This window comes from Streptococcus sp. 27098_8_86 (assembly GCF_041432595.1).
Taxonomy (GTDB): Bacteria; Bacillota; Bacilli; order Lactobacillales; family Streptococcaceae; genus Streptococcus; species Streptococcus pneumoniae_F.
Genome location: NZ_JAPVZW010000004.1, coordinates 134,558 through 161,531 on the forward strand (window position 1 = coordinate 134,558; position 26,974 = coordinate 161,531).

The following is a 26,974-nucleotide window of genomic DNA, read 5'->3' on the forward strand; positions in this document are numbered from 1 at the left end:
AAGGCGAAGTAGCTGAGCTACCTCGTCTTTTTAGCCTTTATAAGCTACGATACCAATAATGGTATCAACTGCACGTTCCATGGTCTGAAGGCTGACGTATTCAAAACGTCCGTGCATATTTTCTCCACCCGCAAAGATATTAGGAGTTGGGATTCCCATAAAGGAAATCTTAGAGCCGTCTGTCCCTCCACGGATTGGTTCGATAATAGGCGTGATACCTAAATCTTCCATAACGGCTTTAGCAATAGTAATTGGAGTCATATCTTTTTCAATGACTTCTTTCATATTGTAGTACTGGTCTGTCAAATTTAGAGTGACACGGTCGCTACCAAGTTCTTGATTCATCTTATCAGTGATAGACTGCATAGCTGCTTTACGCGCTTCAAAGGCATCTTTTTCAAAATCACGAATGATGTAGCTTGCACGCGCTTCCTCGACACTACCTGTCACATCCATTAGGTGGTAGAAGCCTTGGTAACCTTCTGTTAACTCAGGTCGGTCATTCTCTGGAAGTTGATTATGAAAATCAATTGCTAGCTGAAGGGCATTGACCATCTGATCTTTGGCGGTACCAGGGTGGACATTGCGTCCTTGGAAATGCAATTCAGCACCCGCTGCTGAAAAGGTCTCATACTGAAGCTCACCTAGTGGGCCGCCATCGACTGTGTAGGCAAAATCAACATCAAAATCTTCTGCATCAAATTTATTAGCACCAACACCGATTTCCTCATCTGGACCAAAACCAACACGAATCTCACAGTGTTTGATTTCAGGATGAGCAGTCAGATATTCAATGGCAGTCATAATCTCAGCAATTCCTGACTTGTCATCAGCACCTAGCAAGGTTGTTCCATCTGTTGTGATGAGCGTTTGGCCTGGATATTTCTCAAGACTCTTAAAGTCAGCTGGATCGAGTTTGAAACCAGAATTTCCTAGTTCAATCACACCACCATCGTAGTTTTCAATTACCTGTGGATTGACTCCTTCGGCATTAAAATCAGCAGTATCCATGTGAGATATAAAGCCAATCTTACGTGTTAAAGATGGATCATTGGCTGGCAAGGTTCCAATTGCAAAACCATTTGGTAGATAATAAACATTTTGTAATCCAACACGTTTCATTTCAGGAATAAGAACATTGGTTGCAAAGTCAACCTGACTCTGCGTACTTGGAGTAGTAGTAGAGTGTTCATCAGAGCGCGTGTTGACCTTAACGTAGGTTAAGAAGCGGTCCAAGAGATTGGGATAAGTCATAAAAAACTCCTTTTGAATTCATTTTTTCCATTGTATCATAGAAAAGAGAGAAAAACAAAAGACTGAAGTTAGGGAAATTCGCTATGTTGGCGTTTACTTATCAACGAATTCATGATAAAATAAACTTGATAAAAATATCACAAGGAAGCGATTATGAAAAAAGCAATTTTAATGATGACTTTCGGTTCGCCAGAAGAGATTACCTTTGAAGGTGTGGCTGATTTTTTCACAAATATTCGTCGTGGAGTGAGACCTCAAGACCACGAAATTCAAACTCTCTACGATAATTATGTACTAATTGGAGGGACGCCTCTGCAAAAAATTACTCGAGAAGAGGTTGCCTTGGTAGAAGCTAGGTTGGGGAATGAGTATAGTGTTTATTTTGCTAATAAGTTTTCCAGACCTTTTATTCCAGATGTGATTGGTCAGATGGAAGCAGATGGCATTGAGCAGTGTATTTGCTTGATTTTGGAGCCCCATTATTCTTTTTACTCTGTCATGGGATACGAGAAATTTTTAGAAAGTAAACAAATTCAATTTTTAGTTATTAAGGACTGGTATCAAGAAGAAGCGTTGTTAAACTATTGGGCAGATGAAATTGCTAAGATTTTAAAAGAAGAAGTGAAGCAAGATAGCTTTAAAGTCGTCTTTTCAGCCCATAGTGTACCAATTTTTGCCTTGGATTTTGGTGATCCTTATATCGATCAAATTTTTGAAAATAGCAAGCTAGTCGCTGAAAAGCTGGGTTTGAGTTCCGAGCAATATACTAACACTTGGCAAAGTGAAAGTGATATTGGGATTCCATGGATTAAGCCAGATGTCTTGGAGTATCTTAGAGAGCAGAAAGAACATCCAGACCATTATATTTTTGTTCCTATCAGCTTCATCAGCGAGCATATTGAAGTCTTGTTTGACAACGATGTGGAATGTTATGACTTGTGTCAGGAATTTGGGGTGAACTATCATCGTCCACCAATGCCAAATACAGATTCTCGTTTGATTGATGCCTTGGTCAATACAGTCAGAGCCAATGAACATCAAGAATTTAAGGAATTTCTCCCAGAAGAAGAAACCTTTGATGAGTTAGTTCCTTCGGATGAAACTAAAAATATCTTGGCCGAATCTCAAGATTTACAAATGCCGGAATTTGTGAAAAAACTGATTGAGAAAAAAGGTCGGGAAAATGTTAAGATGCCTTATCTTATTAAGAAAATGCTTGAAAAAGCAGGTAAGTTACCAAAAGAGTAAAGAAAAAAGGATTTAGCTTTGTGCTAGATCCTTTTAATTGATTATTTTTTCTCAAGAAGAGCTTTGATTTCCTGAAGTACTTCCAACTCAGTTGGACCAGCTGGAGCTTCCTCAGCAGCTTCTTCTTTCTTAGTAAGGCTTTGAGCTTTTTCAATTCCTTTGATAACGAAGAAGAGAACAGTACCGATAACTAGGAAGTTGATAACAGCACTCAAGAATTTACCATATGTAACACCATTCCAAGCAAGCTCAGCGATGTTTTGTACTTTCGCAGCTTCCAAGGCTGGATTCAAAATAAGTGGGGTGATGATATCGTTAACAAGTGATGTAACGATTGCACCAAAAGCAGTAGCAATGATTACACCGACAGCAAGGTCAACAACGTTACCACGAAGCAAAAATGCTTTAAGATCTTTTAACATTTTCATAATTTCCTTTCAAAAAATTTTTACACTTAATTATATATTAATTAAGAAGTTCTTGCAAGCTATATGTTTAAAATTTTTCTTATTTTTTAAAAATAAATACCTTACTAAAAATGTAATTAAGGATAATTATTAAGAATTGTGCAATAACTGCTTCAATACCATTCACCTTATTAATATTATAATTTACAAATTGCCCGATAATATTAGGAAACTGAGTTACAAAGAGAAAAGTTAAAAACAAGTCTAAAAGAAAAGTAGAAAGACGTGCTAGAGTAAATTTTACTAAACGGATTGACCAATTCTGCCTAGCTTGCTTGAATACAATTGTATCATTTGTAATAAATGCAAACAGAATACCGATACTATTTGCGAGTCCAGTAGCAAGGAGTTCTCTATGAGTTAGTTGATAAATGACTAATCTGGATAGGATAGCTATAAGAGTAGTAGCTATACCAAAAAAGAGATAGAGTAAAAGCTCATTTTTCAAGAGACTTTGAATACGTTTTTTCATATTTTTAGTATAGCATAAACCAGTCTATTGTGCTATACTAGTAAGGTTGATTGAATCAACCCTTGGTGCTTAACTTCTTTCACCAAGCATATTATACGCGGGCAACCGCCAAAGGAGAAAAGATGAAAAAATTAACTATTCGTGATGTTGCAGATATCGCAATCGTCGCTGCTATCTATGTCGTTTTGACTGTCACACCGCCTCTAAATGCCATCAGCTATGGTGCTTATCAGTTCCGTATTTCAGAAATGATGAACTTTATGGCTTTTTACAATCCTAAGTACATCATCGGAGTTACCATCGGTTGTATGATTGCTAATTTCTTTAGCTTCGGACTGCTAGATGTCTTTGTTGGTGGTGGCTCAACCCTAGTATTCCTTAGTCTAGGTGTTTGGCTTTTTGCAAAATACAGTAAAGATTACCTCTTTAATGGATTAATTCGAAAAGATCATTTCTTCTTCTCAATCCTCTTTTCAATTTCCATGTTTACTATCGCTGCCGAGTTGAATATCGTAGCGCAATTACCATTTTTCCTTACTTGGTTTACAACAGGAATTGGTGAATTTGCCTCATTGATTATTGGCGCGATTATTATTGGTAAAATTGGTCGTCGAATTGATTTAAGCAAATAGAAGAAGATAAGCTAGGTAGCTCTTACCTGGCTTTTTCTTATGGAAAATATCTAAGGAAACTTGACAAGTTTTTCTAACTATAGTATACTTTTTAAGTAAGCTGATTTAGCTCAGTTGGCAGAGCGCATCCATGGTAAGGATGAGGTCGCCGGTTCAATCCCGGCAATTAGCATATAATAGACATAAAAGCCCTGGATTTACAAGGGTTTTTGTTATGTCTGCATCAAATGTTTCAAAGATATTTCTATTCATCTGTGTAAATGAAACTAACACTCAATGAAAATCAAAGAGCAAACTAGGAAGCTAGCCGCAGGTTGCTCAAAGCACTGATTTGAGGTTGTAGATAAGACTGACGAAGTCAGCTCAAAACATGTTTTGAGGTTGTAGATGAAACTGACGAAGTCAGTAACCATACATACGGTAAGGCGACGCTGACGAAGTTTGAAGAGATTTTCGAAGAGTATAAAGAGTTTCGCTTGTTGACAAAAGTGCTTCTCTTTAGTAGAATAGAAGACGCGATGAGTCGATAGGTAGTCTTCGGACTACTATTGAGCATAAGGAGGTCATAACGCAGGAGCGGACCTTGATGAGTTGTGTGAACCTGCTCATCACATGAAGATGCCTCTTAGTCCCTAGTCTAGCGACTGGGGATTTTTATTTTCCAAAAAATGATGAAAAAGCTTTGCAATTCATGGAAAAAGTAGTATAATACATCTATTATAGAAATTTTTAGAAAATTCCGAAAGAGGTTATTTATGGGATATACAGTTGCTGTAGTCGGCGCGACAGGTGCTGTCGGAGCTCAGATGATAAAAATGTTGGAAGAATCAACACTTCCAATCGATAAAATTCGTTTACTTGCTTCTGCACGTTCAGCAGGCAAGACTTTGAAATTTAAAGATCAAGATATTACGATTGAAGAAACGACTGAAACAGCTTTTGAAGGAGTTGATATTGCTCTCTTTTCAGCAGGTGGTTCTACATCAGCTAAATATGCACCATACGCAGTTAAAGCTGGAGCGGTAGTAGTAGATAATACATCTTACTTCCGTCAAAATCCAGATGTTCCTTTGGTTGTTCCAGAGGTCAATGCTCATGCACTTGATGCCCACAACGGTATCATTGCCTGCCCTAACTGTTCAACAATCCAAATGATGGTGGCTCTTGAGCCAGTTCGCCAAAAATGGGGCTTGGACCGTATCATTGTTTCAACTTACCAAGCCGTTTCAGGTGCTGGTATGGGAGCAATTCTTGAGACACAACGTGAACTTCGTGAAGTCTTGAATGATGGAGTGAATCCACGTGATTTACATGCCGAAATCTTGCCTTCAGGTGCTGACAAGAAACACTATCCTATTGCCTTCAATGCTCTTCCACAAATTGATGTCTTCACTGACAATGATTACACTTACGAAGAGATGAAGATGACTAAGGAAACTAAGAAAATTATGGAAGATGACAGCATTGCAGTATCTGCAACATGTGTGCGTATTCCAGTCTTGTCAGCTCACTCTGAGTCAGTTTACATCGAAACAAAAGAAGTGGCTCCAATCGAAGAAGTGAAAGCAGCTATCGCAGCCTTCCCAGGTGCTGTTCTTGAAGATGATGTAGCTCATCAAATCTATCCACAAGCCATCAATGCAGTTGGTTCACGTGATACCTTTGTTGGTCGTATCCGTAAAGACTTGGATGCTGAAAAAGGAATCCACATGTGGGTTGTTTCAGATAACCTGCTCAAAGGTGCTGCTTGGAACTCAGTTCAGATTGCAGAAACTCTTCACGAACGTGGATTGGTTCGTCCAACGGCCGAATTGAAATTTGAATTAAAATAGTCATATTGTTTAGGAGTTCATATGAACTCCTTCTTTGAAATAGAGAGGTGTTTCTCATGTCTTATCAAGATTTAAAAGAGTGTAAAATCATCACAGCCTTTATTACTCCCTTCCACGAGGATGGTTCCATCAACTTTGATGCCATTCCAGCCTTGATTGAGCATCTGTTGGCGCATCATACGGATGGAATTCTTCTCGCAGGTACCACTGCTGAGAGTCCGACATTGACTCACGATGAAGAGTTGGAACTGTTTGCAGCTGTACAGAAAGTTGTCAATGGGCGTGTTCCTTTGATTGCGGGTGTGGGTACCAATGATACGCGTGACTCTATCGAGTTTGTCAAAGAAGTAGCAGAGTTTGGTGGTTTCGCAGCTGGGCTTGCTATTGTTCCTTACTACAACAAACCTTCTCAAGAAGGGATGTATCAGCACTTTAAAGCTATTGCAGATGCTTCTGACTTACCTATTATTATCTATAATATTCCAGGGCGTGTGGTTGTCGAATTGACTCCAGAAACCATGCTTCGTTTGGCTGACCATCCAAATATCATCGGTGTCAAAGAATGTACTAGCTTGGCAAATATGGCTTACTTGATTGAGCATAAGCCAGAAGAGTTCTTGGTCTATACAGGTGAAGATGGGGATGCTTTCCATGCCATGAACCTTGGTGCGGATGGAGTTATTTCTGTTGCCTCTCATACAAACGGAGATGAGATGCACGAGATGTTCACTGCCATTGCAGAAAGCGATATGAAAAAAGCGGCAGCTATTCAGCGTAAATTTATTCCTAAAGTCAATGCCCTCTTCTCTTATCCAAGTCCTGCTCCTGTTAAGGCGGTTCTTAACTACATGGGATTTGAAGCTGGACCAACTCGTCTACCTCTTGTTCCAGCACCAGAAGAAGATGCCAAACGCATTATCAAGGTTGTTGTAGATGGCGACTACGAAGCAACTAAGGCAACTGTAACAGGTGTCTTAAGACCAGATTACTAATAAGACAATAAAATCCATGACCGAATGAACGATCATGGATTTCTTATTTTCCTAAACAGAATTGGCTAAAGAGTTGGGTGATGAGTTCATCTGGAGCAGCATCTCCAGTGATTTCTCCGAGAATTTCCCAAGTACGAGTCAAGTCAACTTGAAGTAAATCAACTGGCATACCCAGTTCAAGACCTTCATTAACAGCTTGTAGGCTTTCTACTGCCTTTTCAATTAGAGAAATGTGACGGGCATTTGACAAGTAAGTAGCATCTTGTTCAACCAAACCAGCATTTTCAAAGAAGAGGTTGTTAATTCTCTCTTCAATCTTATCAATGTTTTGATTTTTAAGGACTGAAATACGGATGACGTCTTCAGGTAGTTCCGAAGTTTCAATCGTTTCTGGTAGGTCAGTTTTGTTAAGAAGAATAATTCGGTTGGTATCCTGACTGATTTCTAAGAGTTGTCTGTCTTGAGTAGTCAGTGGTTCACTGGCATTTAGCACTAGTAAAACCAAGTCAGCTTCCTTAAGGGCTTTTTTTGAACGCTCAACTCCAATTTGTTCCACGATGTCATCCGTTTCACGGATACCAGCTGTATCAATCAATTTGAGAGGAACACCATTGATGTTGACGTATTCTTCAATGACATCTCGAGTAGTACCAGCAATATCTGTAACGATAGCCTTGTCCTCACGCAAAAGGTTGTTGAGAAGGCTGGATTTTCCAACGTTAGGACGGCCGATAATAGCAGTTGAAATTCCTTCACGGAGGATTTTGCCACGACGGGCTGTCCTAAGGAGATTGGTTAGCAATTGCTCAAACTCCATTGTCTTCTCTCGGACAACAGCAGTAGTAGCTTCCTCAACATCGTCATACTCAGGATAGTCGATATTAACCTCAACTTGAGCAAGTGTGTTAAGGATTTCTTGACGGGTATTGTTAATCAGGTCAGAAAGGGAGCCGTCTAATTGTTTAACTGCAATGTTCATAGCCTTGTCTGTCTTAGCACGGATGATGTCCATAACGGCTTCAGCCTGAGTCAAGTCAACACGTCCATTTAGGAAGGCCCGTTTAGTAAATTCACCAGGTTCAGCCAATCGAGCTCCTTCACGGATAGCTAGTTGAAGAATTTCATTAGTCACCGCAATCCCACCGTGAGTGTTAATCTCGATAATATTCTCACGAGTGAAGGTCTTTGGAGACTTCATAGCCCCAACCATAACCTCGTCCATGACTTTACCAGTCAGAGGATCAACAATGTGACCGTAGTTGAGAGTGTGGCTAGTAACCTTGCTCAAGTCTTTTCCTTTAAAAATCTTTTGCGCAATAGCAAAACTTTCTGTTCCGCTCAGGCGGACAATACCAATAGCCCCTTCACCTAGTGGAGTAGAGATAGCAGCGATGGTATCAAATTCACGTGTAATCATAATATTTCCTTTAATTAATAGCTCTTTTCTTGGAAATTTTTCCAAGTCTCTGTTCAAATTGTAACAAATTTGGACTATTTCTTCAATGGATGCTACTTGGAGATTGAAAAAGCCTAAGCAATTCTGCTTAAGCTAGCTTATTTGGTGCGCATTTCCCCTTGTGGGAAGTAAGTTCCTTCTGGCATGTCGTTGATGATGACATGGACAGCAGATTGAGGTGCTCCAGTGTTACGGACAACAGCTTCCGTTACTTCCTTAGCAAGAGCTTTCTTTTGCTCGAGCGTGCGTCCTTCAAATAAATCGATGCGTACAAATGGCATAATAGCTTCCTCCACTAGTTTTTGATTTCTTCTATTTTACCACATTTTGCCGTTTAAAGCTTAAGAAAATTATGATATACTAGAATGTAGTAAAAATTTAGAAATGGACGTGAAGCAAGAAACATGGCACAGTTGTATTATCGTTATGGGACCATGAACTCTGGTAAGACCATTGAGATTCTCAAGGTAGCCTATAACTATGAGGAGCAAGGAAAAGGTGTTGTCATTATGACCTCGGCTCTGGATACGCGTGACGGTGTTGGCTATGTATCGAGTCGAATCGGTATGAAACGCCCTGCCCTTGCGATTGAGGAAACAACGGATATCTTTGGCTATATCCGAGACCTACCAGAAAAGCCTTACTGTGTGTTGGTCGATGAAGCCCAGTTTCTTAAGCGTCATCATGTTTACGATCTAGCTCGTGTTGTGGACGAGTTAGATATACCCGTCATGGCTTTTGGTTTGAAAAATGACTTTCGCAATGAACTGTTCGAAGGTTCCAAGTATCTTTTGCTCTTAGCAGACAAGATTGACGAAATCAAGACCATCTGTCAGTATTGTAAGAAAAAGGCGACTATGGTGTTGCGTACGCAGGATGGAGTGCCAGTTTATGATGGTGAACAGATCCAGATTGGTGGTAATGAAACCTATATCTCAGTTTGCCGTAAACATTATTTTGCGCCAATGATAACCTCTAACAAGGAGCAAAACTATGACAATTGAACTAAGAGATGTTACAATGGAAAATTATTTTGATGTTTTGAATTTGGATGTCAAGGAATATCAAAAACAATTCATTGCAACCAACGCAATTAGTTTAGCTGAAGCATACGTCTACACTAAAAATGGAGATTTTGTAGCTCCATTGACAGTTTATGATAATGATGCAATTATAGGTTTTGTGATGATAGCTTATGATAAAAAGATTGGAATTAGTAGTGGAAATTATTTACTATTTCGTTTTATGATTGATAAGAATTTTCAAAATCAAGGATATTTTAAACCAATTATGGATAAAGTACTAGACTATGTTTGGACAGCGCCAGCAGGTTTAAGCAATAAACTTTGGTTGTCTTATGAACCAGAAAATGAACATGCAAGATATTGTTACCTCAGTTATGGATTTAAAGAAACTGGGGAAATATCCGAGAACGAAGTAGTAGCAATCTATGATTTAACAATTGATAAATAAGGAGAAAAAATGAACATCTATGATCAACTACAAGCTGTAGAAGACCGTTATGAAGAATTAGGAGAGTTACTGAGTGACCCAGATGTGGTTTCGGACACCAAGCGTTTCATGGATCTTTCCAAAGAAGAGGCTTCTAGTCGTGATACTGTAACAGCCTACCGTGAGTACAAACAAGTCCTTCAAAACATCGTTGATGCTGAAGAGATGATTAAGGAATCAGGAGGAGATGCGGATTTGGAAGAAATGGCCAAGCAAGAGCTCAAAGATGCCAAGGCTGAAAAAGAAGAATACGAAGAAAAACTCAAAATTTTGCTCCTTCCTAAAGATCCAAACGATGACAAGAATATCATCCTTGAAATCCGTGGCGCTGCTGGTGGTGACGAAGCGGCACTTTTCGCCGGAGACCTTCTAACCATGTACCAAAAGTATGCGGAAGCCCAAGGCTGGCGCTTTGAAGTTATGGAAGCTTCTATGAACGGTGTCGGTGGTTTCAAAGAAGTCGTTACCATGGTTTCAGGTCAGTCTGTTTACTCTAAGCTTAAGTACGAATCAGGTGCTCATCGTGTACAACGTGTCCCTGTGACGGAAAGCCAAGGTCGCGTACATACTTCGACAGCAACAGTTCTTGTCATGCCTGAAGTCGAAGAAGTAGAATACGATATTGATCCAAAAGACCTTCGTGTTGACATCTATCACGCCTCTGGTGCTGGTGGACAGAACGTCAATAAGGTTGCGACTGCCGTTCGTATCGTTCACTTGCCAACCAATATCAAGGTTGAGATGCAGGAAGAACGTACCCAGCAGAAGAACCGTGAGAAGGCCATGAAAATCATTCGTGCGCGTGTTGCTGACCACTTTGCTCAGATTGCTCAGGATGAACAAGACGCTGAGCGTAAGTCGACAATCGGTACTGGCGACCGTTCAGAACGGATTCGTACTTATAACTTCCCACAAAACCGTGTCACAGATCACCGTATCGGCTTAACCCTTCAAAAACTAGATACCATTTTATCTGGTAAATTGGACGAAGTTGTGGATGCCTTGGTTCTATATGACCAAACACAAAAATTAGAAGAATTAAACAAATAATGAAATTAGCTCAATTATTTTCAGATTTTGAAGAAGAGTTGATAAGACAAGGAGAGGAAGCTGAAAGCCTCTCTTTTGTCTATCGTAGTCTGAAAAATCTCACTTTTACAGACTTTGTTTTCGCCCTCCAGCAAGAGGTAACCGACGAAGAAAAACTATTTGTAGAGGAAATTTACCAGCAGTTAGCGGCTCATAAACCAGCCCAGTACATTATTGGTTATGCAGATTTCTTCGGAATGCATTTAACAGTTGATGAGCGGGTTTTGATTCCTCGTCCAGAGACAGAGGAGTTGGTGGAGCTTATCTTGGCTGAAAATCATGAGGAAAATCTTAAGGTCCTAGATATCGGGACTGGAAGTGGAGCCATTGCCCTTGCATTAGCAAAAGCTAGACCAGATTGGTCAGTGACAGCAACAGATATTTCCCAAGAGGCGCTTGACCTTGCATCCAATAATGCTAAAAATCAGAAACTTAATATATTTTTTAAAAAATCTGATTGTTTTGCAGAAATTTCTGAAAAATATGATATAATTGTATCCAATCCACCCTATATCTCTCGTGAAGATGCGTCAGAGGTCGGCTTGAATGTTTTGCATTCAGAACCTCATCTAGCTCTCTTTGCAGATGAGGATGGCCTAGCTATTTACCGTAGAATTTCGGAAGATGCAAAGGACTATCTCAAGGATGGTGGTAAGATTTACCTTGAAATTGGATACAAGCAAGGTCAAAGTGTTCCTGAACTTTTTAGGAAACATCTTCCTGAAAAGCGAGTACGAACACTCAAGGACCAGTTTGGTCAAGATAGGATGGTTGTCGTTGATGATAAACAAGATTAGACAAGAATTAGAAAAGGGAGGGGCTGTTGTTCTGCCTACTGAGACAGTTTACGGTCTTTTTGCCAAGGCTCTAGACGAAAAAGCAGTTGATCATGTATACCAACTCAAACGTCGTCCTAGAGATAAGGCGCTCAATCTAAATATCGCCTCTCTAGAGGACATATTGCACTTTTCAAAGAATCAGCCAGCTTATCTACAAAAACTTGTCGAGACCTTTTTACCAGGTCCCTTGACCATTATTCTCGAAGCCAATGACAGAGTTCCTTATTGGGTCAATTCTGGCCTTGCAACTGTTGGATTTCGGATGCCAAGTCACCCTATCACACTGTATTTGATTCGAGAGACGGGTCCCTTGATTGGACCTTCTGCCAATATCTCAGGTCAGGCAAGTGGAGTGACCTTTAGCCAGATTCTGAAGGATTTTGACCAAGAGGTTTTGGGTCTGGAAGACGATGTTTTTCTAACTGGACAGGATTCAACTATTTTGGATCTGTCTGGAGACAAGGTGAAAATCTTACGCCAAGGGGCCATTAAGCGAGAAGATATTCTTGCTAAATTGCCAGAGATTTCTTTTGAGGAGGAATGAGATGCTAAGAGATTTAAGAGAAACTGATGTGAAAGCCATTTGTGACATCAACCAAGAGGCTTTGGGTTATTCTTTTAGTCCAGAGGAGACAGCTAGTCAACTAACTAGATTATCTCAAGATGAACATCATTTCCTACTTGGCTATGAGGATGAAGCTAGTCATGCCTTGCTTGGATATGTACACGCTGAGGTCTATGAATCACTTTATTCTAAAGCAGGATTTAATATCTTAGGCTTAGCGGTTTCACCTCAAGCACAAGGGCAAGGTATCGGTAAAAGCTTACTGCAAGGGTTGGATCAAGAAGCAAAAAGACGTGGTTATGGGTTTATCCGCTTAAACTCTGCTGATCATCGTCTGGGAGCTCATGCATTTTATGAAAAAGTTGGTTATACTTGTGATAAAGTGCAGAAACGGTTTATTCGCATCTTTTAGTTTATTTTCTTATTGAAAAACAAACTAATGGACCAGTCACACTATAAAGGAGAAGACCTATGATTTTTGACAAAGACGATTTTAAAGCATATGATGCTGATCTCTGGAATGCTATTGCCAAAGAAGAAGAACGCCAACAAAACAATATTGAGTTGATTGCTTCGGAAAACGTAGTTTCCAAGGCTGTTATGGCAGCTCAAGGGTCTATCTTGACGAATAAATACGCCGAAGGCTACCCAGGACGCCGTTATTATGGTGGAACAGACGTAGTCGATGTGGTAGAGACTCTTGCCATTGAACGTGCAAAAGAAATTTTCGGTGCTAAATTTGCCAATGTCCAACCACACTCAGGAAGCCAAGCCAACTGTGCGGCTTACATGGCCTTGATTGAGCCAGGTGATACCGTTATGGGGATGGATTTGGCAGCAGGTGGACACTTGACCCACGGAGCTCCAGTTAGCTTCTCAGGTCAAACCTACAACTTTGTTTCTTACAGTGTTGACCCTGAAACGGAACTCTTAGATTTTGATGCTATCTTGAAACAAGCCCAAGAAGTAAAACCAAAACTTATTGTAGCTGGTGCGTCAGCCTATTCTCAAATTATCGACTTTTCAAAATTCCGTGAAATTGCGGATGCTGTTGGTGCGAAGCTCATGGTAGATATGGCTCACATCGCTGGTTTGGTTGCTGCTGGTCTACATCCAAGCCCAGTACCATACGCTCATATCACTACAACAACGACCCACAAAACCCTTCGTGGTCCTCGTGGTGGTTTGATTTTGACCAATGATGAAGACTTAGCTAAGAAAATCAATTCAGCTATTTTCCCTGGTATTCAGGGTGGTCCTTTGGAGCACGTTGTGGCGGCTAAAGCTGTTTCCTTCAAAGAAGTTTTGGATCCAGCCTTCAAGGAATATGCTGCCAATGTCATCAAGAATAGCAAGGCTATGGCAGATGTCTTCTTGCAAGATCCTGATTTCCGTATCATTTCTGGAGGGACTGAAAACCACCTCTTCCTAGTGGATGTGACTAAGGTTGTTGAAAACGGAAAAGTTGCTCAAAACTTGCTGGATGAAGTCAATATTACCCTAAATAAAAACTCAATCCCTTACGAAACCTTGTCACCATTCAAGACAAGTGGGATTCGTATCGGAGCAGCAGCTATTACTGCACGTGGATTTGGTGAAGAAGAAAGTCGCAAAGTGGCTGAACTCATCATTAAAACCCTTAAAAATGCAGAAAATGAGGCTGTCTTAGAAGAAGTGAGAAGTGCAGTCAAAGAATTGACAGATGCCTTCCCATTATACGAGGACTAAAACTTTTATGGACATTTATATTAAGAAAGCTATTATCCATCAGTTCAGTCCGGATGATACCGAGCTGTTCCTAGCGGATAAATTTCTCAATATTACTCCAAAAATCGAAGAATATCTGCGTAAAAAAATTGAACGTGTATATTCAGATGAAGCTAAGACTGGGATTTTCGAAGAAGAAAATCCCTTCTTCAATCACATCACAGACGATTTGTTGGAGACATCAGTAACGCTGGCTAATCTCTGGAAAGAGGAGTTCGGCATTTCAGAAAATCTCAAGACCAATGACTTGATTTTTGTGCAATTTTCTAAAGAAGGTGTAGAACATTTCGCTTTCTTGCGAATTGCTCTGCGGGAGACCTTGACCCACCTCGGAGGAGAAGTTGATAATCCAATCAAGCTAACTCAGAATAACCTGCCTGGATTTGGAACAGGAGCTGACGAGGCCTTGGTGGTCAATCTTCAGAGTCGCAAGTACCATCTGATTGAAAAACGAATCAAGTACAATGGGACTTTTTTGAACTATTTTTCAGATAATCTTCTTGCTGTCGCTCCTAAGATTTCTCCTAAGAAATCTATCAAAGAACTGGAAAAAACAGCTCAGAGGATTGCTGAATCTTTTAATACAGATGATTTTCAATTTCAATCTAAGGTCAAATCAGCGATTTTCAATAACTTAGAAGAAAGCAATGAATTATCTCCTGAGAAATTGGCTAACGACCTTTTTGACAACAATCTGACGGCTCGTTTGAGCTTTATTGATCAAGTCAAGGAAGCTGTACCAGAGCCTGTTCAATTTGATGAAATTGATGCCAGTCGCCAATTAAAGAAATTTGAAAACCAAAAACTCTCCTTGTCAAATGGAATTGAGCTCATCGTTCCCAATAACGTCTATCAAGACGCCGAGTCTGTTGAGTTTATCCAAAACGACAATGGAACCTACTCTATCTTAATCAAAAATATCGAGGATATCCAAAGTAAATAATGTTTAAACGAATTCGAAGAGTGCTTGTACTAGCAGTCTTCCTTTTTGCGGGCTATAAAGCTTACCGCGTCCACCAGGATGTCAAGCAAGTCATGACCTATCAACCCATGGTGCGAGAAATCTTGAGTGAAAAAGACACCCCAGCAAACGAAGAGCTTGTGCTCGCTATGATTTATACTGAAACAAAAGGAAAAGAAGGCGATGTTATGCAGTCTAGTGAATCTGCAAGTGGTTCCACCAACACTATCAATGATAATGCCTCTAGCATTCGGCAAGGCATTCAAACTCTGACAGATAATCTTTATCTGGCCCAGAAGAAGGGGGTAGATGTTTGGACAGCTGTCCAAGCCTATAATTTTGGACCTGCTTATATCGATTTTATTGCCCAAAATGGTAAGGAAAACACCCTAGCACTGGCCAAACAGTACTCTCGTGATACTGTTGCTCCCTTGCTTGGCAATACCACTGGAAAGACTTATAGTTATGTTCATCCCATTTCCATTTTTCATGGAGCCGAACTCTATGTAAATGGAGGAAACTATTATTATTCTAGACAGGTGCAACTCAACCTTTACATCATCAAATGTTTCACTCTCTTTTCGACATCTGGCTAGCCCAGATGTTTTTGTTATAAGTTTTCTTTAAGATAGATATATTACTCTAGAAAGGTAAAGGAGGAAATTCCCTATGAGAAAGAAACTCTTTCTGACTAGTGCTGCGGTCTTGTGGGCAGTAACAGCTATGAATAGCGTCCATGCAGCAACAGATGTTCAAAAAGTTATCGATGAAACCTATGTCCAACCTGAATATGTCCTAGGTTCTTCATTGTCTGAAGACCAAAAAAATCAAACTTTAAAAAAATTAGGCTACAATGCCTCATCTGACACAAAAGAACTCAAGACTATGACACCTGATGTCTATTCTAAAATCATGAATGTGGCCAATGACTCTAGTTTACAGTTGTATTCATCAGCCAAGATCCAAAAGCTCGGTGACAAGTCGCCACTTGAGGTTAAGATTGAAACACCAGAAAACATCACTAAGGTGACGCAGGATATGTACCGCAATGCGGCCGTAACTTTGGGTGTGGAACACGCCAAAATCACTGTAGCAGCACCCATTCCAGTTACAGGTGAGAGTGCCTTAGCAGGGATTTACTATTCACTTGAAGCTAATGGAGCCAAGGTGCCACAAGCCAACAAAGAGTTGGCTCAAGAAGAGTTGAAGGCTTTGTCAGATATCAATGCTGAAAACAAGGACAAGTCAGGCTATGATGCTAATAAATTAAACGTTGCCCTAGCTGATATCAAGTCAGGACTCGCCAAAGCTAAAGAAAGCAAGGGAAATCTGACGGAGGAAGATGTCCGTAAAATCGTTGAAGATACCTTAAAAAATTATAAACTGGATCAGGTTATAACAGGAAACCAAATCAATATCATTATCAATTTTGCTTTGAATCTATCGAAGAGTGATATCCTCAGCAATGCAGACTTCACTAAAACCCTGAATGACCTTAAACAAAGTATTGTTTCACAAGCTGGCGACAGTTTTAAAAATATCAATCTTAACTTTGATGCTGATAAGGCGCTAGAGGACGGCGGCAATTTCCTAAGCTCCCTCTGGCAAGCCATTGTCAACTTCTTCAAGAGTTTTGGTTCTTAAGAAAAATCATGGTATAATAGATGGTAACCGTAACGTTGCCGTCTTTTTTGTCGGTCAATAGAAAGAGAAGAAAATGTTAAAGAAAAATGATATTGTAGAAGTTGAAATTGTTGATTTGACCCATGAAGGCGCAGGAGTTGCCAAGGTGGATGGGTTGGTATTTTTTGTAGAGAATGCTTTACCGAGTGAAAAAATTCTTATGCGTGTCCTCAAGGTCAATAAAAAGATTGGCTTTGGGAAGGTTGAAGAATACCTTACGCAATCTCCACACCGTAATCAAGATCTAGATTTGGCTTACCTGCGTTCAGGTATCGCTGATTTAGGTCATCTTGCTTATCCAGAACAGCTCAAGTTTAAAACCAAGCAAGTCAAAGACAGTCTATACAAGATTGCTGGAATTGCAGATGCAGAAGTTGCTGAAACTTTGGGTATGGAAAATCCAGTCAAGTATCGAAATAAGGCGCAGGTTCCTGTTCGTCGTGTTAATGGTGTCTTAGAAACTGGATTTTTCCGTAAGAATTCTCACGACCTCATGCCACTGGAAGATTTCTTTATCCAAGATCCTGTGATTGACGAGGTAGTAGTAGCCCTACGCGACTTGCTCCGTCGTTATGATTTAAAACCTTATGATGAAAAGGAACAATCTGGCTTGATTCGTAATCTTGTGGTACGTAGAGGTCACTACTCAGGACAAATCATGGTCATTTTGGTGACAACTCGTCCGAAGATTTTCCGAGTGGAGCAATTGATTGAACAACTAATCAAGCAGTTCCCAGAGATTGTTTCTGTCATGCAAAATATCAACGACCAGAACACCAATGCGATTTTTGGTAAGGAATGGCGCACCTTTTATGGACAAGACTTTATCACTGACCAGATGTTGGGAAATGACTACCAAATCGCTGGACCAGCTTTTTACCAGGTCAATACTGAAATGGCTGAAAAGCTCTATCAAACAGCCATTGACTTTGCAGAGTTAAGAGAAGATGATGTGGTTATTGATGCCTATTCTGGTATCGGAACGATTGGCCTCTCTGTTGCCAAACATGTCAAAGAAGTTTATGGTGTTGAAGTTATTCCAGAAGCAGTTGAGAATAGCAAGAAGAATGCCCAACTGAACAATATTTCAAACGCCCACTATGTCTGTGATACAGCTGAAAATGCTATGAAGAATTGGCTCAAAGATGGAATTCAACCAAGCCTTATCCTAGTGGATCCACCAAGAAAAGGACTCACAGAAAGCTTTATCAATGCAAGTAGCCAAACAGGTGCTGAACGCATTGCCTATATTTCCTGTAATGTTGCGACCATGGCGCGTGATATCAAACTCTACCAAGAATTGGGATATGAGTTGAAGAAAGTCCAGCCGGTTGACTTATTTCCGCAAACGCATCATGTGGAGTGTGTAGTGTTGCTACAAAGAAAAAAAGGGTGAAAATCCTTGATTTTAAGCTATTTCACAAGCATTTTGTCTTTGTAGATAAAGGCAATTTTGACATCAAAAAAATCCTAAAAAGGCACATAGATGTAAATGTATTTGTAGATATCGTTTGCGTATCGGAAAAATGAATACAACAATAAATATTTATCTAAGGAGAGAACAATATTCAATTGTTCTCCTTTTTATTATAGCTTGAAGCCATAATAAGAAGCAGCGCACCAAAATTGGTGCGTTATGCTTTTTTATGCTATAATGGAATTATAAAAATAAAGGAGTTTGCTATGATTGGAAAGAACATAAAATCCTTACGTAAAACACATGACTTAACCCAACCCGAATTTGCACGGATTGTAGGTATTTCACGTAATAGTCTGAGTCGATATGAAAATGGAACGAGTTCAGTTTCTACGGAACTAATAGACATCATTTGCCAGAAGTTTAATGTATCTTATGTCGATATTGTAGGAGAAGATAAAATGCTCAATCCTGTTGAAGATTATGAATTAACTTTAAAAATTGAAATTGTGAAAGAAAGAGGTGCGAATCTATTATCTCGACTCTATCGTTATCAAGATAATCGGGGAATTAGCATTGATGATGAATCTAATCCTTGGATTTTAATGAGTGATGATCTATCTGACTTGATTCATACGAATATCTATTTAGTAGAAACTTTTGATGAAATAGAGAGATATAGCGGCTATTTGGATGGAATTGAACGTATGTTAGAGATATCTGAAAAACGGATGGTAGCCTAATGGGAATCCAAGATTATACCGATAGTGAATTCAAACATGCTCTAGCACGGAATCTTCGTTCTCTGATAAGAGGAAAAAAGTCCAGTAAACAACCTATAGCGATTTTGCTTGGAGGGCAAAGTGGTGCCGGTAAGACTACAATTCATCGTATTAAACAGAAAGAATTTCAAGGAAATATTGTTATCATAGATGGCGATAGTTTTCGCTCTCAACATCCACACTATTTAGAACTGCAGCAAGAATATGGCAAAGATAGCGTTGAATACACCAAAGATTTTGCAGGTAAAATGGTAGAGTCTTTAGTAACTGAATTGAGTCATTTGGGATACAATCTTTTGATCGAGGGAACTTTACGAACAATTGATGTTCCAAAGAAAACGGCACAACTCTTGAAAAATAAGGGATATGAAGTACAATTAGCCTTGATTGCGACAAAGCCTAAGCTGTCCTATCTGAGCACCCTTATCCGATACGAAGAACTGTACGCTGTCAATCCAAATCAAGCACGCGCAACTCCAAAAGAACATCATGATTTCATTGTAAATCATCTAGTTGATAATACACGACAATTGGAAGAACTGGCTATCTTTGAAAGAATTCAAATTTACCAACGAGATAGAAGTTGCGTATATGATTCAAAAGAAAATACAACATCAGCAGCAATTCTCCTTCAAGACTTACTATTTGGAGAATGGAATCAAGTGGAGAAAGAGATGTTGAAGGTGGGAGAAAAGAAGTTAAAAAGTTACAAGTAAGCATGAACTTTTAATATATGAGTTAAATTTTATCAATTTTTAAAGAATAACAGGAGGTTAAAATTGTCTAGCTCTAGTGTTGAACAGAATAGAAACGCTACTCCTAGCTGGAGTGGATATATCCATCAAGGGAAAGTAGGATTTTTAGTAGCGTTAAGACAATTGAAAAAATGTATTGATGATCAGGTGCCTAATTATGAGAATTATGTGATTAGATATGAAAATGCTGAAGATTTTGATATTGTTGATAACAACGACAAAGTTATATCTAGGCATCAAGTAAAGGCATACATAGATGGTACGTCAAGGGAACAATATTCAACTCTTTTTAAGATACAAACAAGAAAATATTGTGAGGTTGAGGATAAGAGAAGTAATCAAAAGATTTGGAAAGAAATAATTGATGAGGAAGGATTTCAAATCCATCAATTTGATGGGCAAGGACACATACTAGCTGTAGAAGTTAGTCCTGATTCAAGATACTTACACGTTATTGTAGCAATAACAGATTTCAATTTACCTCGGTATGAGTATTTAAAGAAAGACGGTCGCAGAAAAAAATATACTGATAATAATTCATGTATTCAACTATATCCATACAATAAAAAAAACGATATTTATTATTGTCCACTTTCTCAAGATGGTAATCATGACACAATTAGAGACTACTGTCTAGCTGAAATACAAGAAATTTTACAGCTAGAAAATAATCGGTTGAAAGATAACGATTCACACATTAATCAAGTATATCTCAGATATGTAAGCTCTTTATTAGACCACAGTATAGGAAAATCTCATAATAATTCCGCTTATCCAGAAATATATTTTAAAGATATAATTGCAATTATTAAAAATGCATTCCCTAAAGATAAAATATTTGAATTAAAAAATAAGTTAATTTATAGCTGGGAGCAGTATCACCAAGGTTATGCAGATGATATCTGTGAAGATGATTTCATTCAAATGGATAAGATAATAAAAAAATTACTATCTATGCCTAAAGATGAATTTTATAAGTTTGTAAAGATGATTTTACCTGATAAAACATCAGACGAAAATATTCTGGAGTTATTTCCTATTACTTCTTTAGAAAATATATTTTATCTGTTACTAGAAAAAACTAAAAGTTTTTCATTTGAAGGTTATAATTATTTAGATAGTAATGATAAAAGTTACAGAGTTTCTTTGATAGATATCCAGAATAGACCTGGCAAGATTGCTAAAACAATTAAAGAAATTATAAATAATTCAGAGTTTTTAAAAGCAACTTTCAATCATGATTTTTTGATTAATAGATCAATAAATGATATTTCTATTGATTCGAGGATTGATGAATTATCAGATGTACCTGAGAATATTCGATATAAAGAAGAATGGGATACTGGTATAAAAAATAGTATTTTTAACGCTAATATGGAGTTTATTAAAATTGATACAGCTCTTGAAAGAGAGTTAAGAATTTCAGAGGAGTAGTATGAAAAACATCATTGTAAATTTGTTAAAACATAATCATTTTGATTGTGTAGATACAGATTTTAATTTATATACTAATCAATTAAAATCTGAGTATTTTATAGTTAGTCAATATAGTCAAGAAGAGTTGCATGATTTTTTTGAAAATGATAAAACATCACAAATAATAGATAAATTTGAAAGACAGTCAAAAATATCTGAGCACGAGAATATAAAGAAAAATACCTCTTTGTTTATTTTGGTAGAAGTTGATAATTTGAAGGAAGCATTTGAAGACGATAAAATTCAAAAATCAATTTTATTGATTGAAGAGGACTATTATTACTTTAGAAAGTTTGTTTTATTATATACCCTAAAGGGGATATCAGATTTGCAAGATAAATCTACTAATGACGTATTATATAGCTACTTGGAATCTGATATTAATAATTTTGAAGAAAATATGTTTTTTAGTGATTCATATTTTATGGCAATGGAAACTGGAGTAAAATTACCATTTTTCACTCTCCCTGAGAGAGATGATATATACCAAAGTATAGAAAAACAGTATTATGACAATATGGATAAATTGGATAACAGATTATTGATGTTCTACGATGGTGTTTCAAATGAGGAGCTATCATCCTCTCTCAAAAATATTACTCTTGAAGATGAAAACGTCTCTGAATTGTTACAAATAGGAGAACTATTACCATGAGAATTCAAAAGATATTGATAAAAAACTTTAAAAATATAAAAGGTACCAAAGTTATTAACTTTCAAGATAACGTCACCTTATTTGTTGGTCCAAATGGATTTGGAAAGACTACAATTTTTGATGCCATAGAATTATCCTTAACTGGAAAAATACGTCGAATCACAGAGTCAGAGTATACTGATGGAAGAAGTAGTTTTAGTTCACCATACTTTCAAAACAATCCTAGTGACGATACACTGATTAAGTTGATGTTGGTTAATAATGAAGGTAAGACTTTAACTGTCTCTAGTCGTTATAAAAGCAGTAGTATGTCTGACAGTAAAAATGTCCCTCAGCATTCATTCTCATATTTTAAACGAAACATGAAGTTAAACTCAGAAGAGGAGTTTACAGATATTGAAGATGTTGAAACTATAGATGCTTGGGATGAGAAGGATATTCAAAAAGAAATTGCTGTGTTTTTAGGATATGAGTCAGAGGATTATAGTTTGTGTGATACATTTGATTTATTCCATTATATTCAACAGGATGAAACTGCTTATTATTTAAAACAAAAGGAAAAAGATAGAAAAGAGCAGTTAAATTTTTTATTAAACATTGGATCTTATGTGAGTAGAAAAAATAAACTAGAAGAGTTGAAAAAAACTTTAGTCTCCAATAAAAAAGATTTAGAAACTGAAAAAAAGAAATTTCAAAATCTTTCAACTGCTAATAAAATCCCTTATTCTAGGCTATCACTTAGGACTGATATTGATTTCCCATTTAATAGAGAGGTGATTGTTTTTAACGATGAATTATCAGAGGTAAGTTTGAATAGCTATCTGCAGGAAGTTGAGAAGCTACAAAAATTTCGAATTTCATTTTCTCCTAAGGATTACTTGTTGAGACAACAGAGTGAACTATTTGAGCGGGAGGTGCGAGAAAATAGTGATTTTATTGAGTTCTTGATGTTTAGAAAAATTTTCGAGGATCAAGAAAATATAGATTTTATTAGACAAAACCAAAGGCTAATTTCAAACGAAAAAAATTATTCATATTTCTTGTTAAAAAATTATATTGAACGACTAGAGTCGCTGGAAGATGATAGCAAATTATTTGAACAAGGCACAATTTTAGCACGTTTACTTGAGGTGGAAATTGATGAAATTAATATAGAAGCAATAGAAAATTCTCTAAATAATTTTTCTGGATGGGAATTTGGTAAGATATGGTTTGAACAGTTTAAACTGAAATTTACAAATTGGGTAATAAAAAAGAAACAATTGAATGAAGGGACAACTTCGATTAACAAATTACTTGAAATAAGAAGTCGTCTAAAAGAACATAATGAGGAACATAATTCAAAATGTTTATTTTGCGGTTATGATTGGATTGAGAGTGAGCAACTACTAATGGCTTACGAAGAAACTACTCAGCAATTTCGAAAAAATTTATCCACACTTGAAGTAGATATTGCAAATTTTGTCCAAGAATTACATCAGTTGATAATGGCTATAAAAAGTCAGATTGAAATTGAGCAAGAAAAACTCTTTGTTCTCCCAAAAGATTTTTTGAAGGAGATACGTTCAATAAGTAGTTATGATTTTCCTGATGTTTTTAATAATCTAGTATCAGAGACTTCAAGTATTTCTCCTATACCATTTGAATCAAGTGTTATGATTGAAGATTTTGAAAGGTTAAAAAAGGAATTAACTGATTCACTGCAGAAAAGATTATTATTGCCAAAAGAAGTCTATAATTCTTTTATAAGAATTAAGTCTAGAGAAGCTGATTTTGAAAGACTTTTAGAAAAATATTCAGTATTACGCAATGATGAAATAAAAGCATTTCAATTGGATTTTCAAAGATTACCGATTAGCCTGCATCAATTTCAAGTGAATCGAGATAAAATTTCAATATTTTTAGAAGATATTAGTTCAAAAATAGAATTTGACTTTTCTAAAAGTTCAGATCCACAAAATTTATTTGATAGATATTTTGCATCTGATGAAAAAATATTTAAAAAATGTACTATAGAGGACATAAGTAAGAAAAGAGATTATATTATCAATCAGTTTGAGATACAACAATTAACATTATTGAATTTGCTTGATAAACGCCTTCATATAATTGATAAAACAGTGAATTATCTTCAACAACGTATCAAGAAATTAAATAATAACATTAAAGAATATCAAGTACAAATGATTGAAAAATTGAAACTTCCATTTTATATCTACACAGCAAAAATATTACAAAATTATCAACAGGGAATGGGAGTTCTATTAACTACTCAAAATAATTCTAATATTAGGTTCATAGCAAATAGCAACAGTGAGCAGGATGTAATGTATCAACTAAGTTCGGGGCAAATAGCCGTTATCTCATTTGCTTTTACTTTAGCATTAAATACAACATTTAAGATTTCGAAAGATTTTAAATTACTGACGATTGATGATCCTATTCAAGATATGGATTCAATGAATGTATATGCTTTAATTGACTTATTAAGGCATGCTTTGCCAGAATACCAGATTATCATGTCTACACATAGTGATGGTAGTGCTATGTTTATCAAGTATAAATTTGAATTGTTTTCAGATTCAGAAATTTCAAATGTGAGTTTAAAAAACATAAAGGATATAATATTAGTTGAATAGAATAATTTTGATGAGTAGAACCCAAAATAATAAGTTCTAATATACATAGAGACAGCACAGAGAGCCGAGACTCTCTTTTTTCGTTCTCTCATTTCTCTGTGATAACTTCTCCAATTATCCTCTGCTATACTTTTCTAAGCATGTAGAAATCTAGTTAAGATTTTTCTATGGGGGTTTGGGGGCGAAGTCACCAAGTTATCTTATCGTTGGCTGTCAAAACTAGAAGGTTTTGATAGGCTGCGATATGATTTTTGGGATATTGTGGACACAATATCTGAGCTCGCAAAGCCTTACAAGACGATAGATTTTGTTTTTATAAGTTTCCCGCGGCTGACACGGGGTCGGGAATTATCCGACAATAGATAAAAGTGAGGAAGTAGTATGTCAGAACAATACAGAGATATTCGCAAAGAGATTAATTTGACCGCAAATGAATTAGAAATGATTGACATAATGATGAAAAATAAAGGATTTGAACACTTTTCTTCATTTGCCAGAAACAAGTTACTGGAGAACGAGTTAGAAATGACTGCTGAAAAGTGGTTCACCTTCTGGCAATCTCAAAAGCTGGAACAAATCAGTCGTGATGTTTATGAGATTTTAATCTTATCAAGGGCAGAACATCAAGTCACCCAAGAACATGTATCCATTCTCTTAACCTGTGTGCAGGAATTGATTCAAGAAATAGGGAACTCAATTCCTCTTAGTCAAGACTTCCGTAAAAAATACATGAGGTAGGCACATGGAAAATCGTTACCGAACCAATCTAAAGAAAGTTTTCCTTTCTGATAGCGAATTGAGTCAGTTGAAACATTGTATCGACCAAAGCGGTTGTCAATCTTTTTCAGAGTATGCTCGACGAACCCTACTTGACCCTGGTATGAATTTCATCACCATTGATACAACTGCTTATCAAGATTTGGTGTTTGAGTTGAAGAGGATTGGCAACAATATTAACCAGATTGCCCGAAGTGTCAATCAATCTCAGTTGATTTCAAGTGAAGAATTGCAAGACTTGAAAAAGGGAATCGATGACTTGATAAGTGAGGTAGAGAAAGAGTTTAGTGTTCAAGCAAAAAAGTTGAGGGAGTTTTATGGTCATCACTAAGCATTTTGCCATTCACGGAAAGAGTTATCGCAGAAAAATTATCAAGTATATTCTTAATCCTGATAAGACCAAGAATCTTGCATTGGTATCGGACTATGGCATGAGAAATTTTCTGGATTTTCCTAGCTATGATGAGATGGTGCAGATGTATCATGAAATTTTTATCAGAAATGATACGCTTTATAATTTTCGGCATGCTAGGTTAGAGGAAAAGCAACGAAAAATTCATGCCCATCATATCATTCAGTCTTTTTCTCCAGAGGATCATCTCACTCCTGAACAAATCAATCAGATCGGCTATGAGACAATGAAAGAGTTAACCGGTGGCAAATTTCGTTTTATCGTTGCGACTCACGTTGATAAAAATCACCTCCATAATCATATCATTGTTAATTCGATTGATAACAATTCGGACAAAAAACTAAACTGGAATTATAAAGTCGAACGAAATCTTCGCATGATTTCAGATAGATTTTCTAAAATTGCAGGTGCAAAAATTATCGATAATCGCTATTCTTACCAACAGTATAAAGTTTATCGTAAGACCAATCACAAGTATGAACTTAAGCAACGACTCTATTTTTTGATGGAAAATTCTACCGATTTTGAGGATTTCAAAAATAACGCTCCATTACTACATGTGAAGATGGATTTCAGTCACAAGCATGCCACCTTTTTTATGACGGACTCAACTATGAGACAAGTGGTGCGTGGTAATAAACTCAATCGCAAGCAAGCTTACACAGAAGAATTTTTCAAGAATTACTTTGCCAAAAGGAAAATGGAAGAGCTTATGGAATTTCTTTTACCTAAGGTTGATAACTTAGAAAATCTGGTAAAAAAAGCAAAACTATTTGGATTAAATGTCAATCCTAAGCAAAAGCATGTTTATTTCCAATTTGCAGGAATAGAAGTGAAAGAGACAGAACTAGACAAGAAAAACTTATATGATGTAGAGTTTTTCAAAGATTATTTTGAGAAGAGAAAAGATTTGAAAGCTCCAGAAGTTCAGGATTTAGTTCAAGTTTATCAAGAAGAGAGATTCTCCAAAGAAAAAGAACTCCCAAACGAGGAGAAGTTTTGGGAGTCCTATCAAGAGTTCAGGAGAAATAGAGATACTGTTCATGAATTTGAGGTAGATTGAGGTTGTAGAACTGTTGGAGAAGAAATGATAAAGCCCACCGTTTCAGGCTTTACAAAAGGCTTGATATTCAGCCTTTTTTGATTTTCTGATATCACCAACATGGTCGATGGAAGTAGGAGTTCAGTAATTGATACAATAATCTACAATGAAATGCTTTATAACCTAGTATTTTTATATTGAAAGATTTGACATGCTTGATTGTACACATCAAATAGTGGGAAGTATTCAA

Annotated in this window: 27 protein-coding genes, 1 tRNA gene, 1 pseudogene and 1 riboswitch; of the genes and pseudogenes, 24 read left to right on the forward strand and 5 right to left on the reverse strand. The window is 37.2% G+C overall.

The annotated features are described in order from the left end of the window. Positions 1–30 precede the first annotated feature (30 nt). Positions 31–1,254, reverse strand: a complete 1,224-nt coding sequence (pepT, locus tag O3616_RS05445) for a peptidase T (protein WP_371638315.1) — start codon at positions 1,252–1,254, stop codon at positions 31–33. Between the two features lie 153 nt (positions 1,255–1,407). Here pepT and hemH point away from each other — a divergent pair, with 153 nt between their 5' ends. Then, positions 1,408–2,502: a ferrochelatase gene (gene hemH / locus O3616_RS05450; RefSeq protein ID WP_371638316.1), complete on the forward strand. Its 1,095-nt coding sequence runs from the start codon at positions 1,408–1,410 to the stop codon at positions 2,500–2,502. A 41-nt stretch (positions 2,503–2,543) separates the two neighbouring features. Here the strand turns inward: hemH and mscL are convergent, their stop codons facing one another. Together mscL and O3616_RS05460 are read right to left on the reverse strand one after the other, a co-directional pair. Continuing rightward, positions 2,544–2,924, reverse strand: coding sequence for a large conductance mechanosensitive channel protein MscL (gene mscL / locus O3616_RS05455; RefSeq protein WP_000910205.1), 381 nt, complete (start codon positions 2,922–2,924; stop codon positions 2,544–2,546). An 85-nt stretch (positions 2,925–3,009) separates the two neighbouring features. Beyond that, entirely contained in the window at positions 3,010–3,441 is a 432-nt protein-coding gene (locus tag O3616_RS05460; protein WP_371638317.1) for a GtrA family protein, read from the reverse strand. 28 nt (positions 3,442–3,469) lie between these two features. Continuing rightward, positions 3,470–3,566: riboswitch (PreQ1 riboswitch) on the forward strand. Here O3616_RS05460 and O3616_RS05465 point away from each other — a divergent pair. The 4 genes from O3616_RS05465 (at position 3,564) to dapA (ending at position 6,897) form a co-directional block, all read left to right on the forward strand. Then, the gene (locus O3616_RS05465) at positions 3,564–4,073 is read left to right on the forward strand and encodes a QueT transporter family protein (protein WP_000737072.1); all 510 of its coding nucleotides are present in this window, start codon (positions 3,564–3,566) and stop codon (positions 4,071–4,073) included. Its footprint overlaps the riboswitch before it by 3 nt. Before the next feature lie 99 nt (positions 4,074–4,172). After that, positions 4,173–4,245 (forward strand) — tRNA-Thr (locus O3616_RS05470). 583 nt (positions 4,246–4,828) lie between these two features. Further along, complete coding sequence (locus O3616_RS05475) at positions 4,829–5,905, forward strand: aspartate-semialdehyde dehydrogenase (protein WP_371638318.1); 1,077 nt, start codon at positions 4,829–4,831, stop codon at positions 5,903–5,905. Between the two features lie 56 nt (positions 5,906–5,961). Next, positions 5,962–6,897 carry a 4-hydroxy-tetrahydrodipicolinate synthase gene (dapA, locus tag O3616_RS05480; RefSeq protein WP_000121625.1) on the forward strand — a complete coding sequence of 312 codons (936 nt, stop codon included), beginning with the start codon at positions 5,962–5,964 and terminating at the stop codon, positions 6,895–6,897. A gap of 43 nt (positions 6,898–6,940) precedes the next feature. On the opposite strand, the gene mnmE is transcribed toward dapA, so the two are convergent. Continuing rightward, positions 6,941–8,314, reverse strand: coding sequence for a tRNA uridine-5-carboxymethylaminomethyl(34) synthesis GTPase MnmE (gene mnmE, locus O3616_RS05485; protein ID WP_371638319.1), 1,374 nt, complete (start codon positions 8,312–8,314; stop codon positions 6,941–6,943). A gap of 137 nt (positions 8,315–8,451) precedes the next feature. Then, positions 8,452–8,634, reverse strand: coding sequence for a 4-oxalocrotonate tautomerase (locus O3616_RS05490; RefSeq protein ID WP_001117401.1), 183 nt, complete (start codon positions 8,632–8,634; stop codon positions 8,452–8,454). Between the two features lie 123 nt (positions 8,635–8,757). Here O3616_RS05490 and O3616_RS05495 point away from each other — a divergent pair, with 123 nt between their 5' ends. The 19 genes and pseudogenes from O3616_RS05495 to O3616_RS05585 form a co-directional block, all read left to right on the forward strand. Next, a complete protein-coding gene (locus O3616_RS05495; protein ID WP_371638320.1) occupies positions 8,758–9,357 on the forward strand; it encodes a thymidine kinase in 600 nt (199 codons plus the stop codon). Then, complete coding sequence (locus tag O3616_RS05500) at positions 9,347–9,826, forward strand: GNAT family N-acetyltransferase (RefSeq protein ID WP_371638321.1); 480 nt, start codon at positions 9,347–9,349, stop codon at positions 9,824–9,826. Before O3616_RS05495 ends, O3616_RS05500 begins: the two co-directional genes overlap by 11 nt. 9 nt (positions 9,827–9,835) lie before the next feature. Continuing rightward, entirely contained in the window at positions 9,836–10,915 is a 1,080-nt protein-coding gene (gene prfA / locus O3616_RS05505) for a peptide chain release factor 1 (RefSeq protein ID WP_371638322.1), read from the forward strand. Then, positions 10,915–11,751 carry a peptide chain release factor N(5)-glutamine methyltransferase gene (gene prmC, locus O3616_RS05510; RefSeq protein ID WP_371638323.1) on the forward strand — a complete coding sequence of 279 codons (837 nt, stop codon included), beginning with the start codon at positions 10,915–10,917 and terminating at the stop codon, positions 11,749–11,751. The genes prfA and prmC overlap by 1 nt, the downstream gene beginning before the upstream one ends. After that, positions 11,735–12,337 (forward strand): L-threonylcarbamoyladenylate synthase, encoded by a 603-nt coding sequence (locus O3616_RS05515; protein WP_371638324.1) that lies wholly within the window; start codon positions 11,735–11,737, stop codon positions 12,335–12,337. Before prmC ends, O3616_RS05515 begins: the two co-directional genes overlap by 17 nt. Before the next feature lies 1 nt (position 12,338). Continuing rightward, positions 12,339–12,770 carry a GNAT family N-acetyltransferase gene (locus tag O3616_RS05520; protein ID WP_371638325.1) on the forward strand — a complete coding sequence of 144 codons (432 nt, stop codon included), beginning with the start codon at positions 12,339–12,341 and terminating at the stop codon, positions 12,768–12,770. Positions 12,771–12,829: 59 nt separating this feature from the next. Beyond that, positions 12,830–14,086, forward strand: coding sequence for a serine hydroxymethyltransferase (gene glyA / locus O3616_RS05525; RefSeq protein ID WP_371638326.1), 1,257 nt, complete (start codon positions 12,830–12,832; stop codon positions 14,084–14,086). A gap of 7 nt (positions 14,087–14,093) precedes the next feature. Then, positions 14,094–15,068: a nucleoid-associated protein gene (locus O3616_RS05530; RefSeq protein ID WP_004262417.1), complete on the forward strand. Its 975-nt coding sequence runs from the start codon at positions 14,094–14,096 to the stop codon at positions 15,066–15,068. Then, entirely contained in the window at positions 15,068–15,682 is a 615-nt protein-coding gene (gene pmp23, locus O3616_RS05535) for a cell wall hydrolase Pmp23 (protein WP_004262415.1), read from the forward strand. The genes O3616_RS05530 and pmp23 overlap by 1 nt, the downstream gene beginning before the upstream one ends. A 73-nt stretch (positions 15,683–15,755) precedes the next feature. Beyond that, positions 15,756–16,730, forward strand: coding sequence for a DUF1002 domain-containing protein (locus O3616_RS05540; protein WP_371638327.1), 975 nt, complete (start codon positions 15,756–15,758; stop codon positions 16,728–16,730). Between the two features lie 73 nt (positions 16,731–16,803). Beyond that, positions 16,804–18,165 carry a 23S rRNA (uracil(1939)-C(5))-methyltransferase RlmD gene (gene rlmD, locus O3616_RS05545; RefSeq protein ID WP_371638328.1) on the forward strand — a complete coding sequence of 454 codons (1,362 nt, stop codon included), beginning with the start codon at positions 16,804–16,806 and terminating at the stop codon, positions 18,163–18,165. Between the two features lie 287 nt (positions 18,166–18,452). Continuing rightward, entirely contained in the window at positions 18,453–18,929 is a 477-nt protein-coding gene (gene pezA / locus O3616_RS05550) for a type II toxin-antitoxin system antitoxin PezA (protein WP_000579617.1), read from the forward strand. Beyond that, on the forward strand, positions 18,929–19,684 hold the full coding sequence (gene pezT, locus O3616_RS05555; RefSeq protein WP_371638329.1) for a type II toxin-antitoxin system toxin PezT: 756 nt from the start codon (positions 18,929–18,931) through the stop codon (positions 19,682–19,684). The genes pezA and pezT overlap by 1 nt, the downstream gene beginning before the upstream one ends. A gap of 63 nt (positions 19,685–19,747) precedes the next feature. Continuing rightward, complete coding sequence (locus tag O3616_RS05560; protein WP_371638330.1) at positions 19,748–21,157, forward strand: ABC-three component system protein; 1,410 nt, start codon at positions 19,748–19,750, stop codon at positions 21,155–21,157. Position 21,158: 1 nt separating this feature from the next. After that, a complete protein-coding gene (locus O3616_RS05565) occupies positions 21,159–21,854 on the forward strand; it encodes an ABC-three component system middle component 1 (protein ID WP_371638331.1) in 696 nt (231 codons plus the stop codon). Beyond that, a complete protein-coding gene (locus O3616_RS05570) occupies positions 21,851–24,493 on the forward strand; it encodes an AAA family ATPase (RefSeq protein ID WP_371638332.1) in 2,643 nt (880 codons plus the stop codon). Before O3616_RS05565 ends, O3616_RS05570 begins: the two co-directional genes overlap by 4 nt. Before the next feature lie 381 nt (positions 24,494–24,874). Next, positions 24,875–25,231, forward strand: coding sequence for an SAG1252 family conjugative relaxosome accessory protein (locus O3616_RS05575; protein ID WP_049540810.1), 357 nt, complete (start codon positions 24,875–24,877; stop codon positions 25,229–25,231). Between the two features lie 4 nt (positions 25,232–25,235). Further along, entirely contained in the window at positions 25,236–25,601 is a 366-nt protein-coding gene (locus O3616_RS05580; protein WP_070842351.1) for a MobC family plasmid mobilization relaxosome protein, read from the forward strand. After that, positions 25,588–26,742: pseudogene (locus O3616_RS05585) on the forward strand (SAG1250 family conjugative relaxase); the annotation flags it as partial. The gene O3616_RS05580 and the pseudogene O3616_RS05585, both read left to right, overlap by 14 nt. Positions 26,743–26,974: the final 232 nt, after the last annotated feature.

Coding starts and splice junctions, on each gene's coding strand:
- pepT (WP_371638315.1), bottom strand. CDS start 1,254: ATGACTTATCCCAATCTCTTGGACCGCTTCTTAACCTACGTTAAGGTC.
- hemH (WP_371638316.1), top strand. CDS start 1,408: ATGAAAAAAGCAATTTTAATGATGACTTTCGGTTCGCCAGAAGAGATT.
- mscL (WP_000910205.1), bottom strand. CDS start 2,924: ATGTTAAAAGATCTTAAAGCATTTTTGCTTCGTGGTAACGTTGTTGAC.
- O3616_RS05460 (WP_371638317.1), bottom strand. CDS start 3,441: ATGAAAAAACGTATTCAAAGTCTCTTGAAAAATGAGCTTTTACTCTAT.
- O3616_RS05465 (WP_000737072.1), top strand. CDS start 3,564: ATGAAAAAATTAACTATTCGTGATGTTGCAGATATCGCAATCGTCGCT.
- O3616_RS05475 (WP_371638318.1), top strand. CDS start 4,829: ATGGGATATACAGTTGCTGTAGTCGGCGCGACAGGTGCTGTCGGAGCT.
- dapA (WP_000121625.1), top strand. CDS start 5,962: ATGTCTTATCAAGATTTAAAAGAGTGTAAAATCATCACAGCCTTTATT.
- mnmE (WP_371638319.1), bottom strand. CDS start 8,314: ATGATTACACGTGAATTTGATACCATCGCTGCTATCTCTACTCCACTA.
- O3616_RS05490 (WP_001117401.1), bottom strand. CDS start 8,634: ATGCCATTTGTACGCATCGATTTATTTGAAGGACGCACGCTCGAGCAA.
- O3616_RS05495 (WP_371638320.1), top strand. CDS start 8,758: ATGGCACAGTTGTATTATCGTTATGGGACCATGAACTCTGGTAAGACC.
- O3616_RS05500 (WP_371638321.1), top strand. CDS start 9,347: ATGACAATTGAACTAAGAGATGTTACAATGGAAAATTATTTTGATGTT.
- prfA (WP_371638322.1), top strand. CDS start 9,836: ATGAACATCTATGATCAACTACAAGCTGTAGAAGACCGTTATGAAGAA.
- prmC (WP_371638323.1), top strand. CDS start 10,915: ATGAAATTAGCTCAATTATTTTCAGATTTTGAAGAAGAGTTGATAAGA.
- O3616_RS05515 (WP_371638324.1), top strand. CDS start 11,735: ATGATAAACAAGATTAGACAAGAATTAGAAAAGGGAGGGGCTGTTGTT.
- O3616_RS05520 (WP_371638325.1), top strand. CDS start 12,339: ATGCTAAGAGATTTAAGAGAAACTGATGTGAAAGCCATTTGTGACATC.
- glyA (WP_371638326.1), top strand. CDS start 12,830: ATGATTTTTGACAAAGACGATTTTAAAGCATATGATGCTGATCTCTGG.
- O3616_RS05530 (WP_004262417.1), top strand. CDS start 14,094: ATGGACATTTATATTAAGAAAGCTATTATCCATCAGTTCAGTCCGGAT.
- pmp23 (WP_004262415.1), top strand. CDS start 15,068: ATGTTTAAACGAATTCGAAGAGTGCTTGTACTAGCAGTCTTCCTTTTT.
- O3616_RS05540 (WP_371638327.1), top strand. CDS start 15,756: ATGAGAAAGAAACTCTTTCTGACTAGTGCTGCGGTCTTGTGGGCAGTA.
- rlmD (WP_371638328.1), top strand. CDS start 16,804: ATGTTAAAGAAAAATGATATTGTAGAAGTTGAAATTGTTGATTTGACC.
- pezA (WP_000579617.1), top strand. CDS start 18,453: ATGATTGGAAAGAACATAAAATCCTTACGTAAAACACATGACTTAACC.
- pezT (WP_371638329.1), top strand. CDS start 18,929: ATGGGAATCCAAGATTATACCGATAGTGAATTCAAACATGCTCTAGCA.
- O3616_RS05565 (WP_371638331.1), top strand. CDS start 21,159: ATGAAAAACATCATTGTAAATTTGTTAAAACATAATCATTTTGATTGT.
- O3616_RS05570 (WP_371638332.1), top strand. CDS start 21,851: ATGAGAATTCAAAAGATATTGATAAAAAACTTTAAAAATATAAAAGGT.
- O3616_RS05575 (WP_049540810.1), top strand. CDS start 24,875: ATGTCAGAACAATACAGAGATATTCGCAAAGAGATTAATTTGACCGCA.
- O3616_RS05580 (WP_070842351.1), top strand. CDS start 25,236: ATGGAAAATCGTTACCGAACCAATCTAAAGAAAGTTTTCCTTTCTGAT.